The sequence below is a fragment of the Shewanella sp. A22 genome, assembly GCF_053850585.1.
Map to the genome: position 1 here is coordinate 19,879 of NZ_JBSQBN010000020.1, position 24,614 is coordinate 44,492.

Annotated in this window: 21 protein-coding genes; 9 read left to right on the top strand and 12 right to left on the bottom strand. The window is 40.0% G+C overall.

Annotated features, from left to right (window positions below; all coding sequences use genetic code 11):
* Positions 1-2 precede the first annotated feature (2 nt).
* The 7 genes from ACWXWT_RS05655 (at position 3) to ACWXWT_RS05685 (ending at position 8,169) form a co-directional block, all read left to right on the top strand.
* A complete protein-coding gene (locus ACWXWT_RS05655; RefSeq protein WP_456040648.1) occupies positions 3-1,001 on the top strand; it encodes an NADP-dependent oxidoreductase in 999 nt (332 codons plus the stop codon).
* Positions 1,002-1,292: 291 nt separating this feature from the next.
* Positions 1,293-1,913 (top strand): hypothetical protein, encoded by a 621-nt coding sequence (locus ACWXWT_RS05660; protein ID WP_456040649.1) that lies wholly within the window; start codon positions 1,293-1,295, stop codon positions 1,911-1,913.
* Between the two features lie 42 nt (positions 1,914-1,955).
* Positions 1,956-4,070 (top strand): molybdopterin-dependent oxidoreductase, encoded by a 2,115-nt coding sequence (locus ACWXWT_RS05665; protein ID WP_456040650.1) that lies wholly within the window; start codon positions 1,956-1,958, stop codon positions 4,068-4,070.
* Positions 4,071-4,175: 105 nt separating this feature from the next.
* On the top strand, positions 4,176-5,009 hold the full coding sequence (locus ACWXWT_RS05670) for an AAA family ATPase (RefSeq protein ID WP_456040651.1): 834 nt from the start codon (positions 4,176-4,178) through the stop codon (positions 5,007-5,009).
* Positions 5,010-5,016: 7 nt separating this feature from the next.
* Complete coding sequence (locus tag ACWXWT_RS05675) at positions 5,017-6,189, top strand: vWA domain-containing protein (protein WP_456040652.1); 1,173 nt, start codon at positions 5,017-5,019, stop codon at positions 6,187-6,189.
* 232 nt (positions 6,190-6,421) lie between these two features.
* Positions 6,422-7,330: a haloalkane dehalogenase gene (locus ACWXWT_RS05680; protein ID WP_456040653.1), complete on the top strand. Its 909-nt coding sequence runs from the start codon at positions 6,422-6,424 to the stop codon at positions 7,328-7,330.
* Between the two features lie 53 nt (positions 7,331-7,383).
* Entirely contained in the window at positions 7,384-8,169 is a 786-nt protein-coding gene (locus tag ACWXWT_RS05685; RefSeq protein ID WP_456040654.1) for an SGNH/GDSL hydrolase family protein, read from the top strand.
* 219 nt (positions 8,170-8,388) lie between these two features.
* Here the strand turns inward: ACWXWT_RS05685 and ACWXWT_RS05690 are convergent, their stop codons facing one another.
* The 9 genes from ACWXWT_RS05690 to ACWXWT_RS05730 all read right to left on the bottom strand — a co-directional run bounded on the left by ACWXWT_RS05690 (position 8,389) and on the right by ACWXWT_RS05730 (position 18,398).
* Complete coding sequence (locus ACWXWT_RS05690) at positions 8,389-9,492, bottom strand: PQQ-dependent sugar dehydrogenase (RefSeq protein ID WP_456040655.1); 1,104 nt, start codon at positions 9,490-9,492, stop codon at positions 8,389-8,391.
* A gap of 41 nt (positions 9,493-9,533) precedes the next feature.
* A complete protein-coding gene (locus ACWXWT_RS05695) occupies positions 9,534-10,319 on the bottom strand; it encodes an alpha/beta fold hydrolase (protein ID WP_456040656.1) in 786 nt (261 codons plus the stop codon).
* Between the two features lie 81 nt (positions 10,320-10,400).
* Positions 10,401-11,255 (bottom strand): crotonase/enoyl-CoA hydratase family protein, encoded by an 855-nt coding sequence (locus ACWXWT_RS05700; protein ID WP_456040657.1) that lies wholly within the window; start codon positions 11,253-11,255, stop codon positions 10,401-10,403.
* Positions 11,256-11,265: 10 nt separating this feature from the next.
* The gene (locus ACWXWT_RS05705) at positions 11,266-11,958 is read right to left on the bottom strand and encodes a crotonase/enoyl-CoA hydratase family protein (RefSeq protein ID WP_456040658.1); all 693 of its coding nucleotides are present in this window, start codon (positions 11,956-11,958) and stop codon (positions 11,266-11,268) included.
* A gap of 7 nt (positions 11,959-11,965) precedes the next feature.
* Complete coding sequence (locus ACWXWT_RS05710) at positions 11,966-12,889, bottom strand: bile acid:sodium symporter family protein (protein WP_456040659.1); 924 nt, start codon at positions 12,887-12,889, stop codon at positions 11,966-11,968.
* A 53-nt stretch (positions 12,890-12,942) separates the two neighbouring features.
* On the bottom strand, positions 12,943-14,073 hold the full coding sequence (locus ACWXWT_RS05715; protein ID WP_456040660.1) for a DUF2855 family protein: 1,131 nt from the start codon (positions 14,071-14,073) through the stop codon (positions 12,943-12,945).
* An 80-nt stretch (positions 14,074-14,153) separates the two neighbouring features.
* Positions 14,154-15,125, bottom strand: coding sequence for an alpha/beta fold hydrolase (locus ACWXWT_RS05720; RefSeq protein WP_456040661.1), 972 nt, complete (start codon positions 15,123-15,125; stop codon positions 14,154-14,156).
* 23 nt (positions 15,126-15,148) lie between these two features.
* Positions 15,149-15,811, bottom strand: coding sequence for a nitroreductase (locus tag ACWXWT_RS05725; RefSeq protein WP_456040662.1), 663 nt, complete (start codon positions 15,809-15,811; stop codon positions 15,149-15,151).
* 133 nt (positions 15,812-15,944) lie between these two features.
* Positions 15,945-18,398, bottom strand: coding sequence for a TonB-dependent receptor (locus ACWXWT_RS05730; protein ID WP_456040663.1), 2,454 nt, complete (start codon positions 18,396-18,398; stop codon positions 15,945-15,947).
* A gap of 576 nt (positions 18,399-18,974) precedes the next feature.
* Here ACWXWT_RS05730 and ACWXWT_RS05735 point away from each other — a divergent pair.
* The gene (locus ACWXWT_RS05735) at positions 18,975-20,771 is read left to right on the top strand and encodes an acyl-CoA dehydrogenase C-terminal domain-containing protein (protein WP_456040664.1); all 1,797 of its coding nucleotides are present in this window, start codon (positions 18,975-18,977) and stop codon (positions 20,769-20,771) included.
* 189 nt (positions 20,772-20,960) lie between these two features.
* Here ACWXWT_RS05735 and ACWXWT_RS05740 read toward each other — a convergent pair whose 3' ends face one another.
* Positions 20,961-21,173: a TOBE domain-containing protein gene (locus ACWXWT_RS05740; protein WP_456040665.1), complete on the bottom strand. Its 213-nt coding sequence runs from the start codon at positions 21,171-21,173 to the stop codon at positions 20,961-20,963.
* Between the two features lie 515 nt (positions 21,174-21,688).
* On the opposite strand from ACWXWT_RS05740, the gene ACWXWT_RS05745 reads away from it, so the two are divergent.
* Complete coding sequence (locus ACWXWT_RS05745; protein ID WP_456040666.1) at positions 21,689-23,425, top strand: DUF885 domain-containing protein; 1,737 nt, start codon at positions 21,689-21,691, stop codon at positions 23,423-23,425.
* A 172-nt stretch (positions 23,426-23,597) separates the two neighbouring features.
* Here ACWXWT_RS05745 and ACWXWT_RS05750 read toward each other — a convergent pair whose 3' ends face one another.
* Positions 23,598-24,320: a PHP domain-containing protein gene (locus ACWXWT_RS05750; RefSeq protein ID WP_456040667.1), complete on the bottom strand. Its 723-nt coding sequence runs from the start codon at positions 24,318-24,320 to the stop codon at positions 23,598-23,600.
* Positions 24,317-24,614: transposase (locus tag ACWXWT_RS05755; protein ID WP_456040668.1), on the bottom strand; the 298-nt coding region annotated here is incomplete at its 5' end. The genes ACWXWT_RS05750 and ACWXWT_RS05755, both read right to left, overlap by 4 nt.

The following is a 24,614-nucleotide window of genomic DNA, read 5'->3' on the forward strand; positions in this document are numbered from 1 at the left end:
ATATGACCACATATACAGCAATCAACTTAATCGCACGTCCAGCCGCTGGCCCAATTGGTCCTGAATTATTTGAAGTCGTTGAAAAGCCAATGCCCAAGGTCGGTGAAGGCCAGTTTTTAGTGAAACAGAAACACATGTCACTTGACCCTGCCATGTTTGGTTGGATGAGCGCTGATACAGAAAGTTATATTCCGCCTGTTGCACTCGGAGAGGTGATGCGCAGTTCTGGTATTGGTGAAATTGTAGAAAGTCATCACCCAGATTTTAAGGTTGGTGATCGCGTAATGGGCATGATGGGCTGGCAAGAGTATTTTCTCAGTAATGGTACTGGATTAAATAAAGTCACTGCCCCTTTGCCTGATGAAGCCATTTTGTCAGTATTTGCATTACCTGGTTTAACGGCAACCCAAGGCCTTTATGGGGTTGGAAAGCCAAAAAAAGGTGAAACCATTGTTGTCTCTGGTGCTGCGGGTTCGGTAGGGTCTATCGTTGGTCAGCTCGCCAAAGCTGATGGTCTACGAGTGATAGGCGTAGTTGGCAGCCAAGAAAAAGCAGATTGGATAGTTAATGAGCTGGGTTTTGATGGTGCAATCAATTACAAAACCGATGATTTAGCCGCAAAATTAGCAGAACTGACACCCGACGGTGTAGACGTGTATTTTGAAAATACTGGTGGTCCAATTCAGCACCATGTCGTTGCAAAAATGAATGCTCATGGACGTGTTGTTGTGTGTGGCATGATTGCTGATTACCCAAAAGCCGTGCCTGATTTAGGCCCAAACTGGATCCAAGTAATTAAAAAGCGTCTAACTATTCAAGGTTTTACAATGCCAGATCATTTTGGTGATGTTCCTGCCTTATTAGAAAAATTAACACCGTATGTCATGAAAGGTCAGATTAAACATCGTGCGCATGTGCTAAATGGGCTTGAGTCGGCCATCACCGGATTAAATTTATTTTTTACTGGCGACAATAAAGGTAAGTTAATCGTTAAATTATAATCAATATATTTCAATGACTTAATTTAACCTTAGTACGATATATAGTGGATAAAGGTAAGTCGCAATATCAAGCTTATCAATTATCAACAGAGTCATTTTTTGTTTGCAAAGCGTAACCCCACACTCATCGTTGCGTTAAGCGCTAACCTATTGTGTGCTAATGCAATAGGTTAGTAGGGCAAAGAATTTTTGATAATGCTTTATTCATTAAATTGAGGTTGTTTTATGCATAACCGACCTCAATGGTATGAAGCTACTTCAAGTGATTTGACTCGTTAAATGGAATTAAACATGAATATGCCAACAAAAATATTAACGACTGCTATTAGCTCGTTGATGATAAGTATCAGCGCATTTTCAATACATGCAGCAACCAATGCTGTCACTATTGATGAAAAAAGTTTCAATTGTATCAGAGACATGACCCCAGTTCGCCATTTCTATGTTGATAATGTCCTTGGCAATGTCGATGCAACATTAGCGGCAGCAAACGCGCCGGAAGGGGCTATTTACCCCGCGGGGTCTGTTGTACAACTTGTACCGACAGAAGTGATGGTAAAACGTGACGCGGGTACTTTTCCCGCGACGGGAGACTGGGAGTTTTTTGAATTAGAGGTGAGTGAGCAAGGTTCTACTATTTCCAAACGTGGTTTTGTTGATGTTAATAATCGTTTCGGGGGCAATTGTTTTACGTGTCATTTGCCGGCTCGAGAAAAATGGGATTTTATTTGCGAATCAGATCATGGCTGTGAACCCATTGCGATTGATCACAGTATGACTGGGGCGCTTCAACGTTCAGATCCGCGTTGCGGTGAACCAGAACTCGAAGACGGTGACACCTTAGCACTGTTTAAGCTTAAGTCGATGGTCGTTATTGGCGGCATAAAAAAATGGTTTGAAGACCTATTTTAACAGCGACAATTTCTTTTCATTATTCCAAGTCAGGTTACCAATATGAGCGAGATTAACACCCATTATCGAAACTGCAATATTTGCGAAGCCATGTGTGGCTTGGAAATTAGTTATAAAGATAAACAAATTTTGTCGATTAAAGGCGATCAATTAGATCCATTTAGTCAAGGTTATAATTGCCCTAAGGCTCTGGCGTTAGAAGATTTTTATACAGATAAAGACCGCTTAAAAACGCCGATTAAACGCACTAAATCAGGTTGGGAGGCAATTAGTTGGGATGATGCATTTAGCGAAATAACTGGTAAATTTAAAGCGATTCAACAACAACATGGCAAAAATGCATTGGCAGTATATTTAGGAAATCCTAATGCCCATAGCTTAGGTAATGCGTTAGTGCTTAAACCATTTATGAAGTCACTTGGCACCATAAACCGATTTAGTTCAGCGTCTGCAGACCAACTACCACATCATGTCGCGTCTAATTTTATGTTTGGTGCAGGCATGTTAATCCCTGTACCTGATATTGATCGAACTGATTTTATGTTGATTATTGGAGGTAATCCCGTTGTCTCAAATGGTAGCATGATGACGGCGCCGAATGTGATAGGGCGGATCAAGGCGATTCAAAAATGTGGCGGTAAAATTGTCGTGGTTGACCCACGTAAAACCCGTACCGCTAAAATTGCCGACCAACATATTTTTATTCGTCCTGAAAAAGATGCCTTATTACTGCTTGCGTTAATCCACTGTGTTTTTGCCAGTAACAAGGTGAATTTACGCCATTTAGAACACAGAGTAGAAGGGCTTGATGAGGTTGCAAACCTTGCCAAAGCGTATTCACCTGAAACGGTGGCGAAATTTGTGGGTATTGAAGCATTAACGATACGTACCTTGGCAAATGACATGACTGCGGCAGAGTCTGCTGTTTGCTATAGCCGTATGGGCGCGTCAACGCAAACGTTTGGTGGCATATGTTTATGGTTAACCAATGTGCTCAACATTATTACCGGCAACTTTGACCGTCCTGGTGGGGCGATGTTTCCACAACCTGCTTTTGATCTTTTACGAAACCATAAAAGTGGGCATAAAACTTCATTTGGCCAACATAAATCACGAGTTAGAGGCCTACCATTTTTTAATGGTGAATTCCCCGTGGCCACCTTAGCAGAGGAGATACAAACTCCTGGTGAAGGACAAATTAAGAGCTTAATAACTATTGCGGGTAATCCTGTACTGTCTGCGCCTAGTGGTCATAAATTAGCGCAAGCTTTTGCTGATTTAGACTACATGGTGTCGGTTGATATTTACTTAAATGAAACCACAAAATATGCCGATATTATTTTGCCGGGTACCACGGGGGTCGAGAACTCACATTACGATATCTTCTTTAATTCATTCTCTGTGAGAAACACGGTTAAATATTCGCCACCGTTATTTGAAAAAGATCCAGATCAACGCAGTGACTGGCAAATTCTTAAAGAAATTTCTGCAAGAATGCTCAATATTCCTGCTGACGACCCTATGCATAACATTACCCCAGAAATTATGCTCGATATGGAATTAAAAAATGGTCCTTATGGCGAACAAGGCATGAGCTTACAAAAATTAATCGATAATCCTCACGGTATTGATATTGGTCCACTAATGCCTTGTATTGAACAACGCATAAAAACTGCCACTGGGAAGGTCGACTTATTCCCTCAAGTTTATATTGATGACTTACCTCGGTTAAATGAAGTGATGACTCAATCAGTAAGGTCTACAGACTACCCGTTTGATTTAATCAGCCGCAGGTTAGTTAAAAGCCATAATACCTGGACACAAAATTCAGCTCGGCTAACGAAGGGGAAAAATCCTTGTACATTAGAGGTGCATTCTGAAGATGCGAAACACCTCGGGGTTAAACAAGGCCAACTTGTTAAGGTGAGTTCGGCGGTTGGTGAAATAGAAATTGAAGTCATGATTACTGACGATATTCAGCAAGGTGTTGTCACTATGCCTCAAGGGTGGGGGCATAATCAACAAGGCACAAACATGTCGGTTGCAGCTTTACAGCCTGGCGTGAGCATGAATGAATTAACCGATGCAAATAGAGTCGATGTATTAACAGGAAACGCAGCATTTAATGGTACTCCTGTTAGCATCAAAGTGGCTTAATACTGGCTGTTGTCTTGTGTAGAGACTAAGCCAGTTTATTAATGATATATGTACATATAATCAACGCTTTGTTACGACAAAGTGATATAAATGAAAAGGTTGACCATGTTTAAAAGTACAGATAATTACATTGCCTCAAACGAGCTTACATTAGCGGTTAATGCCGCCATTGCCTTAGAAAAACCGTTATTAATTAAAGGTGAACCAGGAACCGGTAAAACCCAATTAGCTGAAGAGCTCGCTCGCTCGCTTAATTGTAAATTGTATCAATGGCATATTAAGTCGACGACCAAGGCACAACAAGGCTTATATGAATATGACGCGGTTTCACGTCTACGTGATAGCCAGTTAGGTGATGAGCGCGTGCACGACATTGGTAACTACATCGTGAAAGGTAAGTTGTGGCAAGCGTTTGAAGAAGAGCAAAGACCTATTTTATTAATTGATGAAATAGACAAAGCAGACATCGAGTTTCCTAACGATTTACTGCAAGAGCTCGATAAAATGGAGTTTTATGTTTATGAAACTCAACAAGTCATTAAAGCTAAGCAACGTCCCATTATTATCATTACCTCTAACAATGAAAAGGAGTTGCCAGATGCTTTCTTAAGACGTTGTTTTTTCCATTACATTAAATTTCCAACAAAAGATGAAATGGCAAAAATTATTGATGTTCACCACCCGAATGTTAAGCAAGATTTGTTACAGCAGGCCTTGGAGGTTTTTTTCGATTTACGCGAGGTAAATGGTATTAAGAAAAAACCATCTACATCTGAATTAATCGACTGGCTCAAACTGCTGATATCGGATGACATTTCTCAAGATACATTGCTCGATAAGCAATCAGATATTATTCCCTTGTTTGGAGCATTACTTAAAAACGAACAAGACGTTTCTTTAATTGAAAAGCTTGCCTTTATGAGCCGCAGAAACAGGTAATAACATAGTGTTTATTGATTTTTTTCTTACCCTAAAAAAGCATAAAGTGCCTTGTAGCTTACGTGAGCTATTAGACCTAATTGCGGTATTAAAAACCGGGGTGGTTTTTGCCAATGTAGAAGATTTTTATCACCTAGCCAAAATTGTCATGGTTAAAGATGAAATTCACTATGACAAATTCGACAACGCTTTTGCGGAGTATTTTAAAGGCATAGAGAGTATTGATATTTTTGATCAAATCTTACCTGAAGACTGGTTAAGAAAGGAGTTTGAAAAACATCTGTCTCAAGAAGAAAAAGATAAACTTAAATCGTTAGGCGGCTTAGAAGAGTTAATGAAGGCGTTAAAAGAACGCCTTGAAGAACAGAAAAAACGTCATGCGGGCGGGAACAAGTGGGTTGGCACTGGCGGTACTTCTCCATTTGGCGCTTATGGCTATAACCCTGAAGGGATCAGAGTTGGCCAAGATAAAAACCGCAATAACAGTGCGGTGAAAGTATGGGATAAACGTGAGTTTAAAAACTTCGATCAAGACCGTGAACTTGGTACCCGAAATATTAAGTTGGCACTTAAAAAACTCAGAAAATTTGCCCGTACAGGGGCCAGTGAAAAGCTGGATATTAATACCACTATTCGCTCAACAGCACAAAATGGTGGCATGCTAGATGTGCACATGGAACCTGAGCGTCACAATGCCGTAAAAGTGCTGATGTTTTTTGATATTGGTGGTTCTATGGATGATTATATTCACACTTGTGAAGAACTTTTTTCAGCGGCGCACAGCGAGTTTAAACACTTAAAGTTTTTTTATTTTCATAATTGTGTGTACGACAAAGTTTGGCAAGATAATCACCGACGCTTTGATAAAGTCATTGATTTAGAAGAAGTCATCAGAACATTTGGTGCCGACTATAAAGTCATTTTCGTCGGTGATGCAACCATGGGGCCTTACGAAATCATCGCAAAAGGTGGCAGCGTTGAGCATTGGAATGAAAGACCGGGTATCGAGTATATGAACCGGCTTTTAGGGCATTTTAACAAAGTAGCATGGCTTAACCCACAACCGGAAAGCCAATGGCAAATTCACCATTCAATTTCAATTATTCAGCAACTGGTGAATGATAAAATGTATCCGTTAACCGTTGATGGAATAGGTCGTGCCATTAAAGATCTTAGTTAATAAATAACAGTTAATTAAACAGTATTTTGGCCTTCATGCACGAGATATTGAATGAGTAAAATAATAGCCAAGTTTACGATATGAATACGTGAACAGGGTGTCGATTTAATCCATCTATCCATTGTTAATGTTAGGGGCTGTTGACCTTTCAAGGCTGCTTTTGCAGCAAAGGTCTACCGATCCTAATAACAATAATTATTGATAGAACAACAATAAAAGGATGTGAACGTGTATGGAATTTTTACGTACCGATGATAGCTGTTTTGCTCATTTGGCTGGTTACGATTTTTCTGCTAACTATTTAATGGTCGACGATAGTGAAGGCGGTGAGTTACGTGTGCATTATCTTGATGAAGGCCCTAAAGGTGCAGAACCTATATTATTATTGCACGGTGAACCTTCATGGAGTTTTCTTTATCGCAAGATGATCCCTATTCTTGTTCAAGCGGGTCATCGAGTAATTGCCCCTGACTTGGTGGGCTTTGGACGTTCGGATAAACCAAGTAAACGTTCTGATTATACTTATCAACGTCATGTTGATTGGATGACATCATTGGTTTTACAACTCGATCTCAGCAACATTACATTAGTGTGTCAAGATTGGGGGGGATTAATTGGATTACGTTTAGCCGCAGAAGATACTAACCGCTATGCTCGTATTGTTGCTGCCAACACTATGTTACTCACTGGTGATTATGACCCTGGAGAAGCCTTTAAAAATTGGCAGAAATATTCTCAAGACGTAGAGCAATTCCAAATTGGCAACATCATCAACCGCGCTTCTGTGGAAGATTTATCTGCTGAGGTTATCGCTGCCTATGATGCTCCATTTCCAGATGAAAGTTACAAAGAAGGCGCTCGGCAATTTCCGTTATTAGTGCCTATTACGCCTGATGATCCTGCAGCTGAAAAAAATCGTGCCGCGTGGAAAGTGTTATCTCAGTGGCAAAAGCCGTTTTTGACAGCATTTAGTGACTCAGACCCAATAACCGCTGGCGGCGATAAGTTGATGCAAAAATTAATTCCTGGGTCAAAAGGGCAAAAGCATACCACCATTACTAATGCAGGCCATTTTTTACAAGAAGAAAAGGGTGAAAACTTAGCCAAGGTTGTGGTTACATTTATTGCAGATAATCGTTGAGTTCACATTTAAGCGTAAATGATCAAATGGTTTCAAAATATAAAGGATGAACAGTGCTGTATCAGGGAGTATCACTCATATTAGCCCCGTTACTAGTGTTTCAGGGGCTTAAGGTTAGACGCACTACGCCAAAATTACCTGAACCACAAGGCGATCGTGTAGGTAAAACGGCAACTAATGCTGATTTGAGTCTACTGATACTCGGTGATTCTGCTGCTGCCGGTGTTGGCGTTACTCATCAAAAACACGCATTGTTGGGACAGCTTATCCAGTATTTACGTCCGCAAAATGATGTTAATTATGGTTTGTTTGCCAAAACAGGTGCTACGACAGCCAGTACGCTTACGTCGTTAAATCAACATATTACATCGTCACATCCAATCTTAGGTCAAGATCATTTTGATGTTATCATTACATCGCTTGGGGTAAATGACATCACTTCGTCAGTAAGTTGTCATCATTGGTTAGCCCAACAAACCGAGTTACTGACATTGTTAACTGAGCGTTATCGCCCCAAACTCATCTTAGTGACAGCCATACCACCCTTGGGTTTATTTCCTGCATTACCCAATCCATTACGCTGGGCCTTAGGGCAACGGGCTAATCAATTTAATCAAAAAATGCATAAATTGTTATTTATGTTAGATCAACAACTAGGTTCACAACTTAATGTTAAGTTGATTAATCTGCCTTTAGAGAAACCGGCTCAGGATATAACAATGCTTGAATATATGGGGCAAGTGATGGCCAACGATGGTTTTCACCCTGGCCCAGCAGTTTATACAGCATGGGCAAAGCTTATTGCGGAGCAAATTCAGTTAGTCAGGCATCCTCAATAGTGTGGTTATTCAAAGCAGTTTTGAATAATTAGGGCCTGTTGATCTTTGCTGGTTAAGTTTTGTTCGAGATAAAAACGTGTTAATCGAGGCGAGCGAATTGCTGCCTAGCAATCTAAGCTACTTTTACTTAACGAAGAGGACTCAACAAAGAGTAAAACGTTTTTAGCCGAACAATTCGCTGCCAAAACAACCTTGAAAGATCAACAGGCCCTAACCAGTCTATGGTTTTATGTAGTTGATACGGTAAATCGCATTGGCAAAATCGTCTGATACGAGTATCGAACCGTCGGTCAAGGTCATGACATCTACAGGTCTGCCCCAGCTTTCCTCACCACCAAGCCAGCCGGTGGCAAAAGGTTTATAGGCGCTAACGGTGTTGCCGTTAAGCACAACTTGCATAATGCGATAACCAACTTTGTTAGAGCGATTCCAAGAACCGTGTTGCGCAATCAAAATGTTATCGTGATATGCCGCTGGAAATTGTGTTCCTTGATAAAACTCCATACCTAATGCAGCAACATGAGCACCTAAGGCTAATACAGGAGGCGTGTTGAGTTTGGCTATTTTGGGGTTAGTAAAATCTGGATCGGCAATATCCGTGTTATGAATATATGGAAAACCAAAGTGTTGGCCTGTTTGACTGACTCGATTAAGCTCATCATCGGGTAAATCATCGCCCATCATGTCGCGGCCATTATCGGTAAACCATAACTCGTTTGTTTGTGGATGAAAATCAAACCCGACGCTGTTGCGCACACCTTCGGCGATTATGCTGACTTGTTTGGTAGCGATATCCATTTGTAAAATCGTGGCAAAAGGCAGTTCACTTTCGCAAACATTACAAGGAGCGCCCACTGGAATATACAGCTTCCCATCCGGCCCAAAAGTGATAAATTTCCACCCATGATGTGATTTATTCGGCAGTTTGTTATACACCAATTCTGGTTTCGGGATATCAGGTAGAGACGTTTCAATGTTAGGATAACGCCAGATTTTATCCACTTCAGCGACATATAGGCTGCCGTTATGGTAAGCAAGTCCGGATGGCATAAACAAATCTGTCGCAATAACAATTTTTTTGTCGGCTTTAAAGTCATTATCACTGTCTATAAGCGCATAAACATTACCCGCTTTACGGCTACCAACAAAAACAGTCCCATTATCTCCCTGGGCCATCTGACGTGCATTTTCAATATTTTCGGCATAGGTTTCAATGGTAAAACCAGCTGGCAATTTGATTTTATGTAAAGGTAGAGAAAAGGATGGGTAAGAGGTACTTAAGCCCAAGAGTAGGGCTGATAACAAAACCGTTTGCCTTATCATATGCAGTGCCTCTTATGTTGTTTGATGAGATCAATGTTGCCTTACCATTCTTTAATGATACTTTTTACCATAGTAGCGGTATTTTCCGGCTGCTCTAGCGGGAACATATGGCCACCTTTAGGTAGCTTAATTAACTCTATATCGTTCAATTTAGCAAAGCGAGTAAAGTATTTAATGGGGAATATATTGGTATTCTCACCATAAATCAGTTTTGCTGGCACCTTTAATTTGTTTTTATATTGAGAAAGGTTTGTTGGTAAGTGCCTAAAGATATCGGCTTCGACGGCTGGAGAAAAGGTTAATTCCAAACGTTTGTCTCGCTGTATTACACCAGATGTTGCGTAGTCTTGGAGGCAACGAGGATCGAAGTTTTTGAATAATGCTTTTTGTGAAAAATAATCAACCAAGTTTGTTTTTTCTGGCCAATGTTGTTGGCGTGTTTTGGCTTTTCCTGCTGGAGAAAGTTTATCAATGTAGGGGGTGCGTTTAATAAAGCTGAGTAAATGCGAGTAGGCACCTGTGACAACTGGTGGGTCTAACATGACTAAACCACGAAATAACTCAGGATGTTGGCACGCCGCAACAAATGAAATTACGCCACCAAACGAATGGCCTATACAAATGACTTTTTCATCTTGTTTTTTAATAAATTCAATTAACTCAGTCACTAAATGTTGCCAGTTGCTATGTATAGGATACATCGCATTATGACCAAATTGATCATGTGCTACGGTTCGGAAATCGGCATTAAATTGATGTAAAAAAGTCTTATAGCTTCCTGCAGGAAAGCCATTAGCGTGGACTAAGTTGATTAATGGTTTTGTCATAGTGTCTCTAAATGGTTTACGCGCCATTTGCCATTAAATTATTTCACTCAAATAACAAATGACGCTGGTTTATCCAAATACTTAGAAAATTTTCGTTGGATCAATTGGGGTTAATGCTTCAAATTCAGGTGCACGTTTTTGCGCCTTGGCTTTAAAGATTTCCATCATATCGTTCTGTGGCTGGAACATGCCACTTTGCCATACAGACATATAATTGAGGCTATCTGCAACACTATGGTCACGTGCATAGTTGATCATTTCTTTACAGCCTGTCACAGCCAGAGGGGATCGTGCCGCGATTTCTTTGGCAATGGCTAATACGGCTGTGATCATTGATTCTTGGTCGTCATACACATGATTAACTAAACCGGCTTGTTTGGCTTCTGCTGCGGGCATTCTTCGGCCTGTGTAGGCTAATTCTTTTACCAGCCCAATTGATATTAATTTTGGTAATCGCTGTAGCGTACCAACGTCGGCTGTCATGCCAAGTTTTGTCTCTTCAATGCTAAAAAATGCATCGCTGGTGCAATAACGGCAATCTGCCGCAGTGACCATGTCGACCGCTCCACCAATACAACCACCTTGGATTGCCATCAACACAGGCATTCTGGCTGTTTCTAAAACAGAAAAGCAGTCTTGTAGTCTGAGAACTAAGCGACGAAGTTGTTCGTGTTTGCGGCCTAATTCAATATTGTCTTTGGTATCGTTTGCGCTGAAAACGGCTAAGTCCATTCCGGCACTGAAGTGTTTGCCTGTAGAGGAAATAACAATAGCACGAGCGTTGGCTTGGTGATTGATGTCATTAATCACATTTGGAAACTCATGCCAAAAGTCCACATTCATTGAATTCAGCTCATCTGGGCGATTTAGAATGATGTGAGCAACGTTATCGTTAACATCGACAGTGAGTGTGTTGTAATGTTGTTGTGATGTCATTGCATTGTCCTTAAAAATTGAATTTGATTTGCGCATCGAGTTTTATGGCAGCATCGAGTGATGCGAGTATTGAATGACGTTCTTTTAGTTTGGTGCCATGATGTGCTTTCATATTCAATGTTTGCATGTTTTTAGCCACTATAAGGGCGGTACTCATCAGTTGATCGGGTTCAACTACTTGGTCAATAAAGCCAGCAAGTACAGCCGTTTCTGGTGAAAATAGCTCGGCGTTAATCACCGCGCGAGTTAAATAATGTTGCGGGATCCGATTACGCGCAATTTCAATCCCTGCTTGGTGCATTGTCATGCCGATAGCAACTTCATTTAAACCAATTTTAAAGTCACCTGCACAGCCAATACGATAATCACAGCTCAGCATTAAAAATGCACCTTTGGCAATGGCGTGACCAGTGCATACACCTATAATGGGGGTTGGGAATGCTAGCATTCTTCTGGCTAGGGTTGACCCCGCTGTCACTAGAGCGATGGCGGCCTCAGAGCTGTGCTTCATGGTCTTAAGGTCAAAGCCACCCGAAAAAATGCCTGCTTGACCGGTGAGTATTACTACAGCGCCTTGCTGTTCGGCGTTGTCTAATGCGTGATTAATTTGCTCTATCACCTCCGGTGAAATTGCGTTTACTTTGCCATTGTTGAGGCTGATGATGTGTATATTGTCGTCAATTACTACGTTGATTAATTGCATTTTGCACCTAAGAGTGAGTTATTGTTTCGTTGTTATTATTGGTTTTTAGATGTTTTGTTTTCCAATACTTTGAGTTCAACATACCGACTAAAATACCTGCCGTAAATAACATTGTTAAGGTGTAAATTGCTGGCGTGAATGACATTTTATAATTTGCTAACAGTGTCAGTGCCATAAACATGGATAATGTACTGTTTTGCAGGCCGACCTCAATGGTGATAGATGTTCTTTGAGCAACATTGAGTCCAAACCATTTACTCGAATAATAACCAAGTAACATGGTCGAGATATTTAAAATAATTGAAACTGGACCAGCAGCAATCAGTGCTGGGATCACAATATCCTGCTGAATGTAGGTGAGAAAGATAATCAATAAAGTGAGAAATAATATTCCAAAACGAGACACATGAACTTGGGTGCTTTCTGCAATTTTGGGTGCAAATCGTCTAATCACCATACCAAATGCAATAGGCACAATTGTTAGCTTCATTAAACTGATCATAGTCGGAATAATAGGTAACTGAAATTCATTTCCTTGTCCCATAAAGTGAACCAATGAGTAATTCAGCACAACAGGAATGGTAAATACGGTGATTAAACTTGCCACTGCAGTCATCGTGACAGACAGCGCTACATCGGCTTTCGCTAAATGAGAAAACATATTAGATGTGGTGCCACCAGGGCAAAGCACTAACAACATAACACCAACGGCATATTCTGGCTCAAGTGGCATTATACTGGCCAACGTAAAACCAATAATAGGCAGTAAAAGCAATTGATTGGTTAGCCCAATGGCAACAGCTTTAGGGTATTTAATTACGCGTTTAAAATCATCAATAACCAGCGACAAGCCCATACCCATCATAATTAAGAATATGCACACTGGGATGACTTGCGTATTAACAAATGTCACTAATTCAATATTTTCCATAACAACCTCATGTAGAGAAGACCTTTACAAGGTCAATAACGTCCGTTTTAGTCTTATAAGCTAATGATTTGACCCACAGTGGCATCGGCTGTGCCCGTTAACACTTTTTGGTAGATGTCATTAAGCTGGTTGATATCGTCGGTGTGGGCAATAGTGATATTTGAACGACAAAACTCGATATAACCGAGTAACGATAGACTCAGTTGTTTCATTGTTTCACCTATTCCCCAGTCTACACTGCGTTTTTTTAATTGTGTTGGAGCAAAAAAGAACGTTGGCGTTGCACCGGGTAATCCGAATATATTCATAGTGTTATTAATATCTATATCGTTGTGTTGTGTTGCACCAATGCGACAAGAATAATTAAGTTGTTTAGCAAAGTGATGGTGAATAGTGGTTAGTGTCGTTTTACCGCCTGCCATATCAACCAAAATTGACTGAATATTAGGATCTTGTGTGGTTATTTCCTCATAACTAATCACCTTGTCATAACAACCTAATGATTTAACAAAATCTTTGTTTTTATGAGAGGTAATACCAATAGCAGAGCGCTCGCCACGTTGTTTAATGGTGAAGGCTAGCGCGATACTGGTTTTACTTGAGGCGCTAGTGATTAAGTATTGCTCAGCCCCAAAGTGTTGGTTGTCATACATGAAGTCTTCAACTAACCAAGATGTTGTAAATAATCCTCGCAGTAAAATGTCATAGTCTTCATTTTGTTGTTGATAAAAGGGGTTTTCAGCAACACGATCAAATTTGTTATACACAGGAGATAAACCATCACGACAAGGGCTTATATCGGAAAAACCGGTTTTAGAAATGTTACCCGCAACGATTTTTAAGTGTGTTGCCATTGGCATAAAGCCCCACACTCTTTCACCCACTTTTATGTGTTCATTATTTGATGAAATCACATCAGCAAATCCCATAACAGGTAATCTGCCCCACAGCGCTTGTTCTGCCACATCTTGAGATGGAAAAAATCGCCAATAACCAAGCGCATCACCGCTAATACCATAACTAATATTATTTGCTGTAAGGGCAAACTTATTAATACGCAGTAAGACTTCATTTTCTTCCAGCGGTGTGGCTATGTTCAATTCAACCACACGAGTGTTATGTAAGTCGTTTTTGGCAACTTCAAATACAAGCGCCTTATTAGTTTGGGAGTCTTGGGTCGTCATGAAATACCTTTATTGTTAGTTTTTTCGGTAATTCAGTTCATTAGCTACAGAATGACACTAGCTAATCGGCTGATAACTGGTTAATTTTGTTGTTTAATCAGGAAATTATTGATGGCAATATTTACCTCATCGGGTCGTTCATGTTGTAGCCAATGGCTGGTGTCTTGAAAACGTTTTATGGTGCAATTAGGCACATAGTGTTGGATGTTATCGAGGTTTGCATTAACGAAGGCGAGGTCTTGTTCGCCCCATAGCACTAGTGTTGGAACATTAACCCGAATATTGGGGATTTTTATTTCAGAGGTATCTTTCACTGGACTCGGGGTAGTGGAGTCATGCTCATTAGATGGTACCGTGTTTACTGTGTGGTGATTGTTTTGTGATTGACTTGCTGCGAGTTGTGGCATGGCACGGTAGTACTGCAACATGCCATTTATGGCGCCTTGTTGGTTCCACACTTTACGATATTGTGCTTTTACGTCGTCTGTAAACACACTTGGTTGTGTGCTGACCATGATTTCTTCGCTCAGGTAGTGATAGTTATCTTTTGATAATAATGATTCACCGCTTGAACTAATTAATTGATGAATGTAAGCACTTTTTTTGCGCTGAAGTGGGTTGTTAATCATCTCTCGAGTAAATGTGCTTGGGTGGGCAGCATTAAGAATAATCAGCTTACTAATGAGTGGTGAGTGAAAAGCCGCTAATGGCCAGGCAATAGCACCACCCCAATCATGGGCCACTAAAATAACTGGCTGGGCAGGGCTAGTAGCGCCAATAAATTTTGCCATAAAGGCAATTAAATTGGGGACGGCATAAAAACTCACATCAAGGGGTTTATCGCTTAAGTTGTAACCGGGTAAATCAGGTGCAATAACACGATATTGATCCGAAAAAAAGCGCAATTGGGCTGACCATGTGCCCCAATACTCAGGAAATCCATGCAAAAAAATGATGGTTTGTTGTGGCACCTGTTGATCAGCCGATACCCCAGATTCAACATAATGAATATTGACATCATCCACTAAAATATTTTTATGCTCTAGCGCCATATTCAATCTCATTATCTACGATGTTAACTGAAAAATGCCACAGCATTGTCTACTGCTTCACGGTCAGTTCGGGTGTTGTTTACTGCAGCATTCTCATCGGCATAACCAAATGACATACCAAACAAAATGCCACGCTCACCGGGAAGGTTTAAGATCTCTTTTACTGGATCAGGAAATTGTCCAAGTGCACCTTGCATACAGTTAGATATGCCATGTTCTGCCATGATGAGTGACAGTGTTTGTGCATAAATGCCTAAGTCAACCGCCCCCATGATGTCTAAATATTTATCCATAGTGAAAAACACAGCATGTGGTGCATCAAAAAATTGCCAATTACGGACCATTGCCATTTGTCGTGCTTTCTTGTCTTCTCTGGCAACGCCGATTGAGCTATAGAGCGCATTAGCTGAACCGAATTGACGTTCACGATGAACCCCTTGATATTGCGGCAACCAATTAAAATCAGGATTGGGTGTCGCACCACTCATTAGGGTTTCCATAAATTTGGCTTTTAATTTATCTTTTGTGGCACCAGATACCACACAAGCCTGCCATGGTTGTACATTGCAATTTGAAGGAGAAAGTTGTGCATTAGCAAAAATTGTCGCTAAGGTATCCTGATCGACTGGCTTATCAAGAAAGGCACGAACTGAAGCACGGTTTTGCAATATCGATTCAATAGACATACTGAAGACTCTTATTGTTTTATGAAAGTCGATTTATAGTTATCTATAAATCAGTTGTTTGATTGTTAGGTTAATAAAAGGGCCTGCAGTGACAGCAGATCAATAGTACTGTCACCACAGACATTGTTACGATTTAAAACTGATACGAAATATTGGCTCCAAAGGTACGAGGTTGGTTTGGATAACCATTGAAGCTACCCGCTTGAATTGGTGGTGGGAAAGCCGAAAGCAAATGCTCATCGTTGGTTAAATTTCGCACCCAAAGCTGTAAACTTAGGCCATTATCAAATGCCAATCCTGTACTTGCATTGAAAGTATTAACTTCACGCGTTAATGATTCAGGGGTGTTTTCCGCCAGCTTGACTTCACTTTCGTAAAGGTAATCGGTACGAACATAACCGTCTGCGCCATTAAACACTTCAAAGTTATACACAATACCGGCTGTGATACTGGTTTCATGAATACCTGCAGGTTTTTCACCCGATAAATCAACTGGACCATTTAGACCTGACGCGCCTACAAATGAATCGTAAACAGGGTCAAGGAAGGTGCCAGCTAATGTAAACGTTAAGTCATCAGTAAGATGATAGTTAGAATCGAACTCTAGACCTTGGGTACTTTGCTTACCTGCGTTGGCAAGAACATAACCTGTGCCAATAAAGATAGACGATTGGAATCCTTCAATGGTTTGGTCGAAGAATGTCGCATTAAATGAACCATTTTCAAATTGGGTTTTGATACCAATTTCATACACCATCGCTTCTTCAGGTGATGCATAACGGCCACCGTAGACTTGATTAGGTAGCGCCAAGCCAGCTGTTTCTAATGCTGATTGATCCGATGCAAATGGACTAGAATAACGAGATAAATTCCAAGATGTTGCTTTAAAGCCTGTTGCAGCCGTTGCGAAAATATTTACGTTTTCATTAATTTCGTAAGATACACGTAACGACCATGTTGTTTTACTGTCATCGGATTTGTTTTTCTCAACAGCATTTGGCAGGCCCAACATTTCGGGTAAAAACTGTAAGCTTTTTATTACCGGGATGGCTGGTGCCAGTGTTGGGATACTGCCAATAGGTACATTATACACTGTTGGTACAGTGTCTAAATCTAATGCAGACAGCACGTCATTATGGCTTTGTGAAATAGTGACTTCTTTTTGGTCGTTGGTATAACTGACACCAAAAATGGCAGTTAACTGATCCGTTATATGATAATCGAAGCTAGCAAATAAAGAGTAAGCATCATTCTCTTGCTCAAATTCAGAGCTCACAGCTGTGTCGCCCGAGAAAAAGGTGCCTTGGTCTAAACCATACACACCTTCAATACCACCGAGTAAACCAGGTGCACCACCCGCGGCCATTAATACATCAAAGTAGTTTCTGATGTCATTACCGTAATATAAAGTATCACCAGTGGTGACTTCTTCATGGAAAATGTATGCGCCAAACATCCACTCAAGTGTTTGTTCACCAGTAGAGGTTAAACGAAACTCTTGGGTCATAGTGTCAATATCGGTGTAGCCACCTTCACTCAAAATATCTAATGAGGTGTAATCGACATCATTCATAAAATCTGAATCATTTGTTCGAACAGCACTTATTGAGGTAAATGAATACCCTTCAAAGTCCACGTCTAATTGCAAAGAAACACCGCTGTCTTTGACATTGTTTTCTGGGTCGGAGTTAAGTGCAGATTGATATACGAATGAATCCGATTCATCAATATCAACGCCACCTAAAGCTCTCACAGCCGCGGTAGTTGGGCCATTGATTGAGTTTTCGACGGTACAACATGCTTCCTGAATCTTACTATAGTCAGCAATTAAGCGAAGTTTAATGTCTTCAGTTGGTTCATACAATGCTTGGCCTCGAACGTTCCAACGGTCGCGATCATTTACATCGTTTAATCCGACAACACTTTCGGTATAACCATCACGGGTGTTAAATCCGCCAGACAGGCTGAATGCTACGTTATCCGTTATGCCATTGGTGTAATAGCCTTTCATCACTTTTTGATTAAAATTACCGACACCAGCTTCAATTTTAGCCTCTTGGTAATATGCAGGTTCACGAGTGCTAATGCTTATGACACCAGCTGAAGCATTTTTACCAAACAAGGTACTTTGCGGACCACTTAATACTTCTATTTGTTGTAGTCTTGGTAAGTCGCCAATTTGAGCTGCTGCGCGTGAGCGATAAACACCATCAATAAATACACCTACTGAAGGTTCAATGCCGGTATTGTTCGTTCCATTACCAAAACCACGAATTGAAAAGTTGGTGTTTGTTGAACGTTGAAGTGGAGTAACTCGAAGAGTAGGGACTAAAGTTTGTAGATCATTTATATCCATAACTTTAGCTTGTTCTATAGCCTTGCTGCTAACAACGGTGACAGCAACAGGTGATTCTTGCAATCCTTTAGAACGTTTTGATGCCGTTACGACAATTCTTTCCATGTCGTCTTCATTCTTTTGTTTAATGTTCTTGACTTCATCCTCAGCGTAAGCCGAAGAGCTCAGTACCCCCATCACAGCAAATGCAAGTACTGAATGTTTAAATACTTGTGATTTTTTATTATTCATTTATATCCCCAGGTAATGACTAATTCGTTATCAAATAAGCTGCCAATACATTGAATTACATACAATATGCATAACGCTTAAGCGCTCTTATTGGTAACTTATAAATTTACAACCTTGTAAAATCAGTTTTATTCAATAACATCAAGGGGAATCTTCAGCATTCGTTTTTCAATCACGAAAATCAATCCTGAAACAAAGTAACTACCACTTATAGTGAACAATTAACTGTCAAATCATGCTAGGGGGTGTTTTAAAATTAAACAAATCAATTGTTTTAATGCGCTACTATTCATATAAAGAATAATGCTGTGATCTCGCTCGCATTTTTTATTTTTATCAAACTTCTTCACGCTTGCTTATGTCTCAATGCAAAGTTGACTTTAGCACTAAAAAGGTGAGTAATAGGATTATCAACAGTCTTAACTATTCATTTTATGAATATCTACCTATGATTAATATGCATTTGGATAATACGTGTAGTTAATTTAGCATCAATCATACAGAAGATTATTTTTACGGATAAATAGCTAAATAATCAATCAACACTATTACACAGAGATTTTTTGGAGAACCACAATGCCTGAATACAAAGCCCCCATTCGTGATGTTAAGTTTGTTATGCAAGAATTACTTGGTTGTGAGGGCCACTATGAGCGTTTGGGTTACCAAGATGCCAGTATTGACATGGTAGACGCCATTATTGCAGAAGCCGCAAAATTGACTGAAGAAGTTGTTGCCCCTCTAAATAGAATTGGCGATCAGCAAGGATGTACATGGAATGATGGTGTTGTAACCACCCCTGATGGTTTTAAAGACGCCTATGATAAATATGTTGAAGGTGGTTGGCCGACATTATCTCAGTCAGAGGAATTTGGGGGGCAAGGATTACCTCATTCACTCAATATTAGTATTGCTGAGTTATTTTCTAGTGCGAACCATAGTTTTGCAATGTACCCAGGCCTTAGCCATGGCGCATTAGCAACGATTGAAGCCCATGGCACTGAATCTCAAAAGCAACAGTTTATGCCAAATCTTGTCGAAGGTAAGTGGACAGGCACAATGTGTTTAACTGAACCCCATTGTGGTACAGATTTAGGCATGCTTCGTACTAAGGCTGAGCTAAATGAGGATGGCAGTTATTCTCTCACGGGCACTAAAATCTTTATTTCGGCAGGTGAGCACGATTTGTCAGATAACATTGTTCACATTGTTATTGCCCGTATTCCTGGTTCGCCAGAAGGTAATAAAGGCATCTCGTTATTTATCGTTCCTAAGTTTAATGTGAATGACGATGGCACAATTTCTGATAGAAATGGTGTGAGTTGCGGGTCTATTGAACACAAAATGGGCATTAATGGTAACGCAACATGTGTGATTAATTTTGACGGTGCAAAAGGTCATCTAATTGGTGAGCCTAACCGTGGCCTTAAATGCATGTTTACCTTTATGAATGCTGCCCGAATTGGCGTGGCTAGTGAAGGTGTTGCCGCAGCAGAAGCATCATTCCAAGGTGCATTAGCGTACGCAAAAGATCGTTTACAAATGCGTTCAATCAGTGGTGTTAAAAACCCTAACGGCCCAGCGGATCCCATCATTGTTCACCCTGATGTACGTAGAATGTTGTTAACCCAAAAGTCTATTGCTGAAGGTGGTCGTGCGTTAATTTCTTATCTTGCCCAGTTAGTCGATATTGGTCATGCAGAAAAAGACGAAGCAATAAAAGCCGATGCAGAAACCAAGCTCGCATTGTTAACACCGATTGCAAAAGCGTTTCTGTCTGAATTAGGTTTTGAATGTACCAGTCATGGTGTACAGATCTTCGGTGGCCATGGTTTTATTAAAGAGTGGGGCATGGAACAGTTAATGCGCGATACCAAAATTAGTTGCTTATATGAAGGCACTACCGGTATTCAGGCATTAGATTTATTGGCCCGTAAAATTATTGGTACTCAAGGCGAAGTGTTAAAGCCTTTCTCTAAAGACGTTACCGTATTTTGCCAACAAAACATGGAAAACCCTGCAATGGCAGAGTTTATTAAACCCATAATGGCTTACGCAAAAGAGTGGCATGAACTGACTGTCCTTATCGGTGGTAAAGCGATGAAGAATCCTGATGAAATTGGTGGTGCATCTGTTGACTACCTCATGTTTGCTGGCTACGTCACGTTAGCGTTTTTCTGGGCCAAAATGGCGAAGGTTGCCCAAGATAAGTTAGCCGAAGGCACAACAGAATCGGCTTTTTATGAAGCAAAAATCAAAACAGCTCAGTTTTATGTTCAACGTATGTTACCAAGAGCAAAAGGTCACGCCGCATGTATTCAAAATGGCGTCGATTCAATGATGGCATTAAGCAGTGATGACTTTTCTTTTTAACGAAATAGTCTAGCTATTCATACAGTAAAAACCGTAACCTAATACGTTACGGTTTTTTGTATCTGTTATGGTAAAGATCTTCCGTAGAGGCAAATTTGAGCAAAAAAAAATTATCTACAGACTCTTATTTACAAATGTAATTCGAGCCGATAAATAATTTTCTTGGGGTGACCTAATTAACAAACAAATTTAATCATCAACACCAAGCATCACGTTTGATGCTTTTACGATTGCATATGCCGTAGAACCCACTTTTAGCTCAAGCGACTGTACCGCCTCGTTAGTGATAATGGATACAATCAATTCTCCACCAGATAACTCAATCAATACTTCGGAATTTACTGAGCCGGTTTGGATTGTTTTGACAGTCCCTTGCATCTTGTTTCTAGCACTTATTCTCATATTCTTGCTCCATATTATTGGCTGATTACGAATTAAATTTATCACGGTTTATCATTTATTCGTATAAAAAATAGTTCAAGCTAATGACTCTGCATGATACAAAACAAAGTATCACTCTACTGTGCTATCTCATATTAATAACACCGTATAACTCCACCTTGTTTAGCATAGCCATACACAGTTGCAAGCATTTATCTAAAATGGTTTATAAGGTCTATTCATCCCATTTAATTTGATTGTAACGATAATTATTCAAAAAACATCGCTACAAGTACAGAAAACTAAGCTTGATCACACTATTGAAGTTGAGTTTCAGTTGGTAAATAGCAACTAATTTACATTCTGTAACATCATCATTATCAGATGATGTTAATTAAACAACTGAAACAATAGATGTATTATTTTTAAAGGCAGTAGAGTTATCGCTAAGTAAAGGGGGCGTGGTAAATATGAGCTTAATTCAGGTATAGTGATATTGGGTCTTCATTTCACCATACTAAAAAGGGATTAAGCCGATGTCGGGTAGACTACTCACTTCAGTGATGTCATTGCTAACGTTACTTCCGTTAACATCATCAGCCAGTTCTTGGGTTGATGTCAGTAATCGATATACGAATGAACAAATACAGCTAACGAGTCAATTTCAACCTGAATTGGCGAGTTCAATTGGAATAACTGAAACTGATAACCAATGCAGCAGTGTGACTCAAGCGCAACAAAAAAAATATATTCATACTCTTGAAACAAGTAAGAAAAAATTGTTAAAAGCATTGGAAACAGAAAGTTTATTACCTGTTCGGCAAGACCTTAATATCATTATCGACAACATAGATCAGACCATTGCCACCAGTAATTTACAAGATAAATACATGTTACCTTGGGTTGATGTGCCATTAGTTGTATTTAGAGGTGTATCGGCATTATTAGATGAACAAATGCCTAGTGTGCGTAAACAGGCAGCCATTTCACGTCTTGCTTGTTATGTTGGTAAAGCGGGGCAACCGGCCCTTACCGAACAAGCAAAATACTTATTTGAATCAGCCTTAACCAATAAACAACTCATTGGCCCAACAAAGACCGAAGTTAGCCAAGCGCTAGCAAGGATCGATACACTCATTACCGGTTTACAGCAATTATTTGACAAAAATGAATTCTCTCGAGCCGATGACAATATGTTGCTGTTAACACAGCAAATCGAAGATTACCGTCAGTGGGCAGTCAATACCGTTATCCCTCATTCCCGTGACGATTTTCGATTACCCTCTGACATTTATGCGTTAAAATTAAAAACGGTAGGCATAGATATTGAACCTGAGTTACTAATTGAGCGTGCGAAAGCAAGCTACATGATAACTAAAGCTAATATGCAAGCGCTTGCACCATTGGTGGCAAAAAAATTCAATTTACCATCAAATGATTATCGCGATGTCATCAAAGCATTAAAAAAAGATGCTTTAGGCAACGATAAAATCGAAGATCACTATCGAGCCATTAATAAGAAACTCGAAGCGTTAATTACGCAGCAAAAAGTGGTTAATTTACCTGAGCGAGACATGGTTATGCGACTTGCCACTGAAGCAGAAGCAGCTGGCAGTCCAGCACCCCATATGTTGCCACCACCGTTTATTGGTAATACTGGTGAGCAGGGGCAATTTGTATTAACAACAGGTAACCCTGCATTAACGGGTGATGCAGCATATGATGATTTTAACTTTAACGCTGTGGCTTATACATTAAGTGCTCATGAAGGTCGACCTGGCCATGAGTTGCAATTTTCAGTCATGTTAGAGCAGGGGGTGTCGCTAGCTCGTGTATATTACGCATTTAACAGTGTTAATGTTGAAGGATGGGCATTGTATGCCGAAGCTGAAATGCTACCTTATTTACCTATCGAAGCGCAGCTTATTGCACTCCAGCACCGTTTATTACGTAATGCTCGCGCAATGTTAGACCCAATGCTTAACTTAGGTCTTACAACAAAAGAGAAGGCATATTCATTATTACGTAATGACGTGGTGTTTTCAGAAGCAGCAGTGAAACAAGAAGTGGATAGATACACCATGAGAATGCCTGGTCAGGCTGGCAGTTACTTCTATGGATTAACCAGATTGCTTGAGATTAGAGCTGAAGTGGAAATTGCCCTTGGAGATAAGTTTGATCGGTTAGCATTTAATAATTTTGTGCTAAAACAAGGGTTAATTCCACCTAAGTTAATGGCCGAAGCCGTAAACAAGCATTTTTTGGATCAATAAACGTTAATTTATCCAGACAAAAATAAACGTATCCCATTTAAATTGAGTGATTTAAATGGGATTTTTTATCTACATCTATTTGTCTTTTACCATTGAAATGTATTATCAGCTAGCGAGGATGCACAATACCGTCATGCTAAGTAGCACTAAATACAAGATATAAACGTGTTATCTATTCGGTTAATACCGCATATTCATCTAATGTTGTATGGCCTCTGGTTTTTAAAAATGACAATAAGGCTTCTGGGCTACGATTGAGTAAACGTTCTATTGGAAACTCAACAGCATCAATGACCTCAATGGCTTTTTCAAACCCACCTAAACTAAAAGCAACATGAGAATCGGATCCCATAACAAGCAGGCCGCCAGCGTCTTTTACAGCATTAGCAATATCAGTACAGTTACACAGACTGCCTTTTCGTGAGGTCAAAAAAGATGAATTATTTATTTCAAGAGCGACATTATGTTTAGCCGCTGCAGTGGCAACCCTGATAATGTCAATTGGGTAAGCAGGATTACCAGGGTGAGTAATAATGTCGACATTACCGCTTTCAATACAGTTGATTAATGCATTCGTATGTGTTTCTTTAGTTGATGGAGCAAAAACGGGTTCATGAAAACCAGCCAACACAATATCCAACTGTGTTAAATAATCACCAAAAAAATCAATTTCGCCTTGTTCATTTTTTATATTGGCTTCAATACCGCGGAGCATGCCAACACCATCGACGACTCTAGGTAACACACGCATATTCACAAAATGCCAAAAGTGGGGCGCATCTGCCATATCTGGCCCATGATCGGTAATGGCGAATAACTTAATACCTTTTGCTTTCGCAACAGAAAAGTAATCATGCACAGTACTATAAGTGTAACCATCCCTTATATAGATCATATTTTAAGAGAGTTTTCCTCATTTAATCGCTCATACATCTTGGGCGGTAGATCGTTCAGTGATTCATGTGGCCGATCATAATTATATTCTTCAATCCAACTATCTGTGATTTCCCTAACTTCAGTCAAGCTATTGAACAAATAACAGTCTAATACTTCATTTCGATAAGTCCGATTAAATCGTTCAATATACGCATTCTGCGTCGGTTTCCCTGGCTTAATAAAATCTAACTTAATGCCATGTTCTTCTGCCCAAACCTCAAGCGCGTTTGAAATAAACTCAGGTCCATTATCT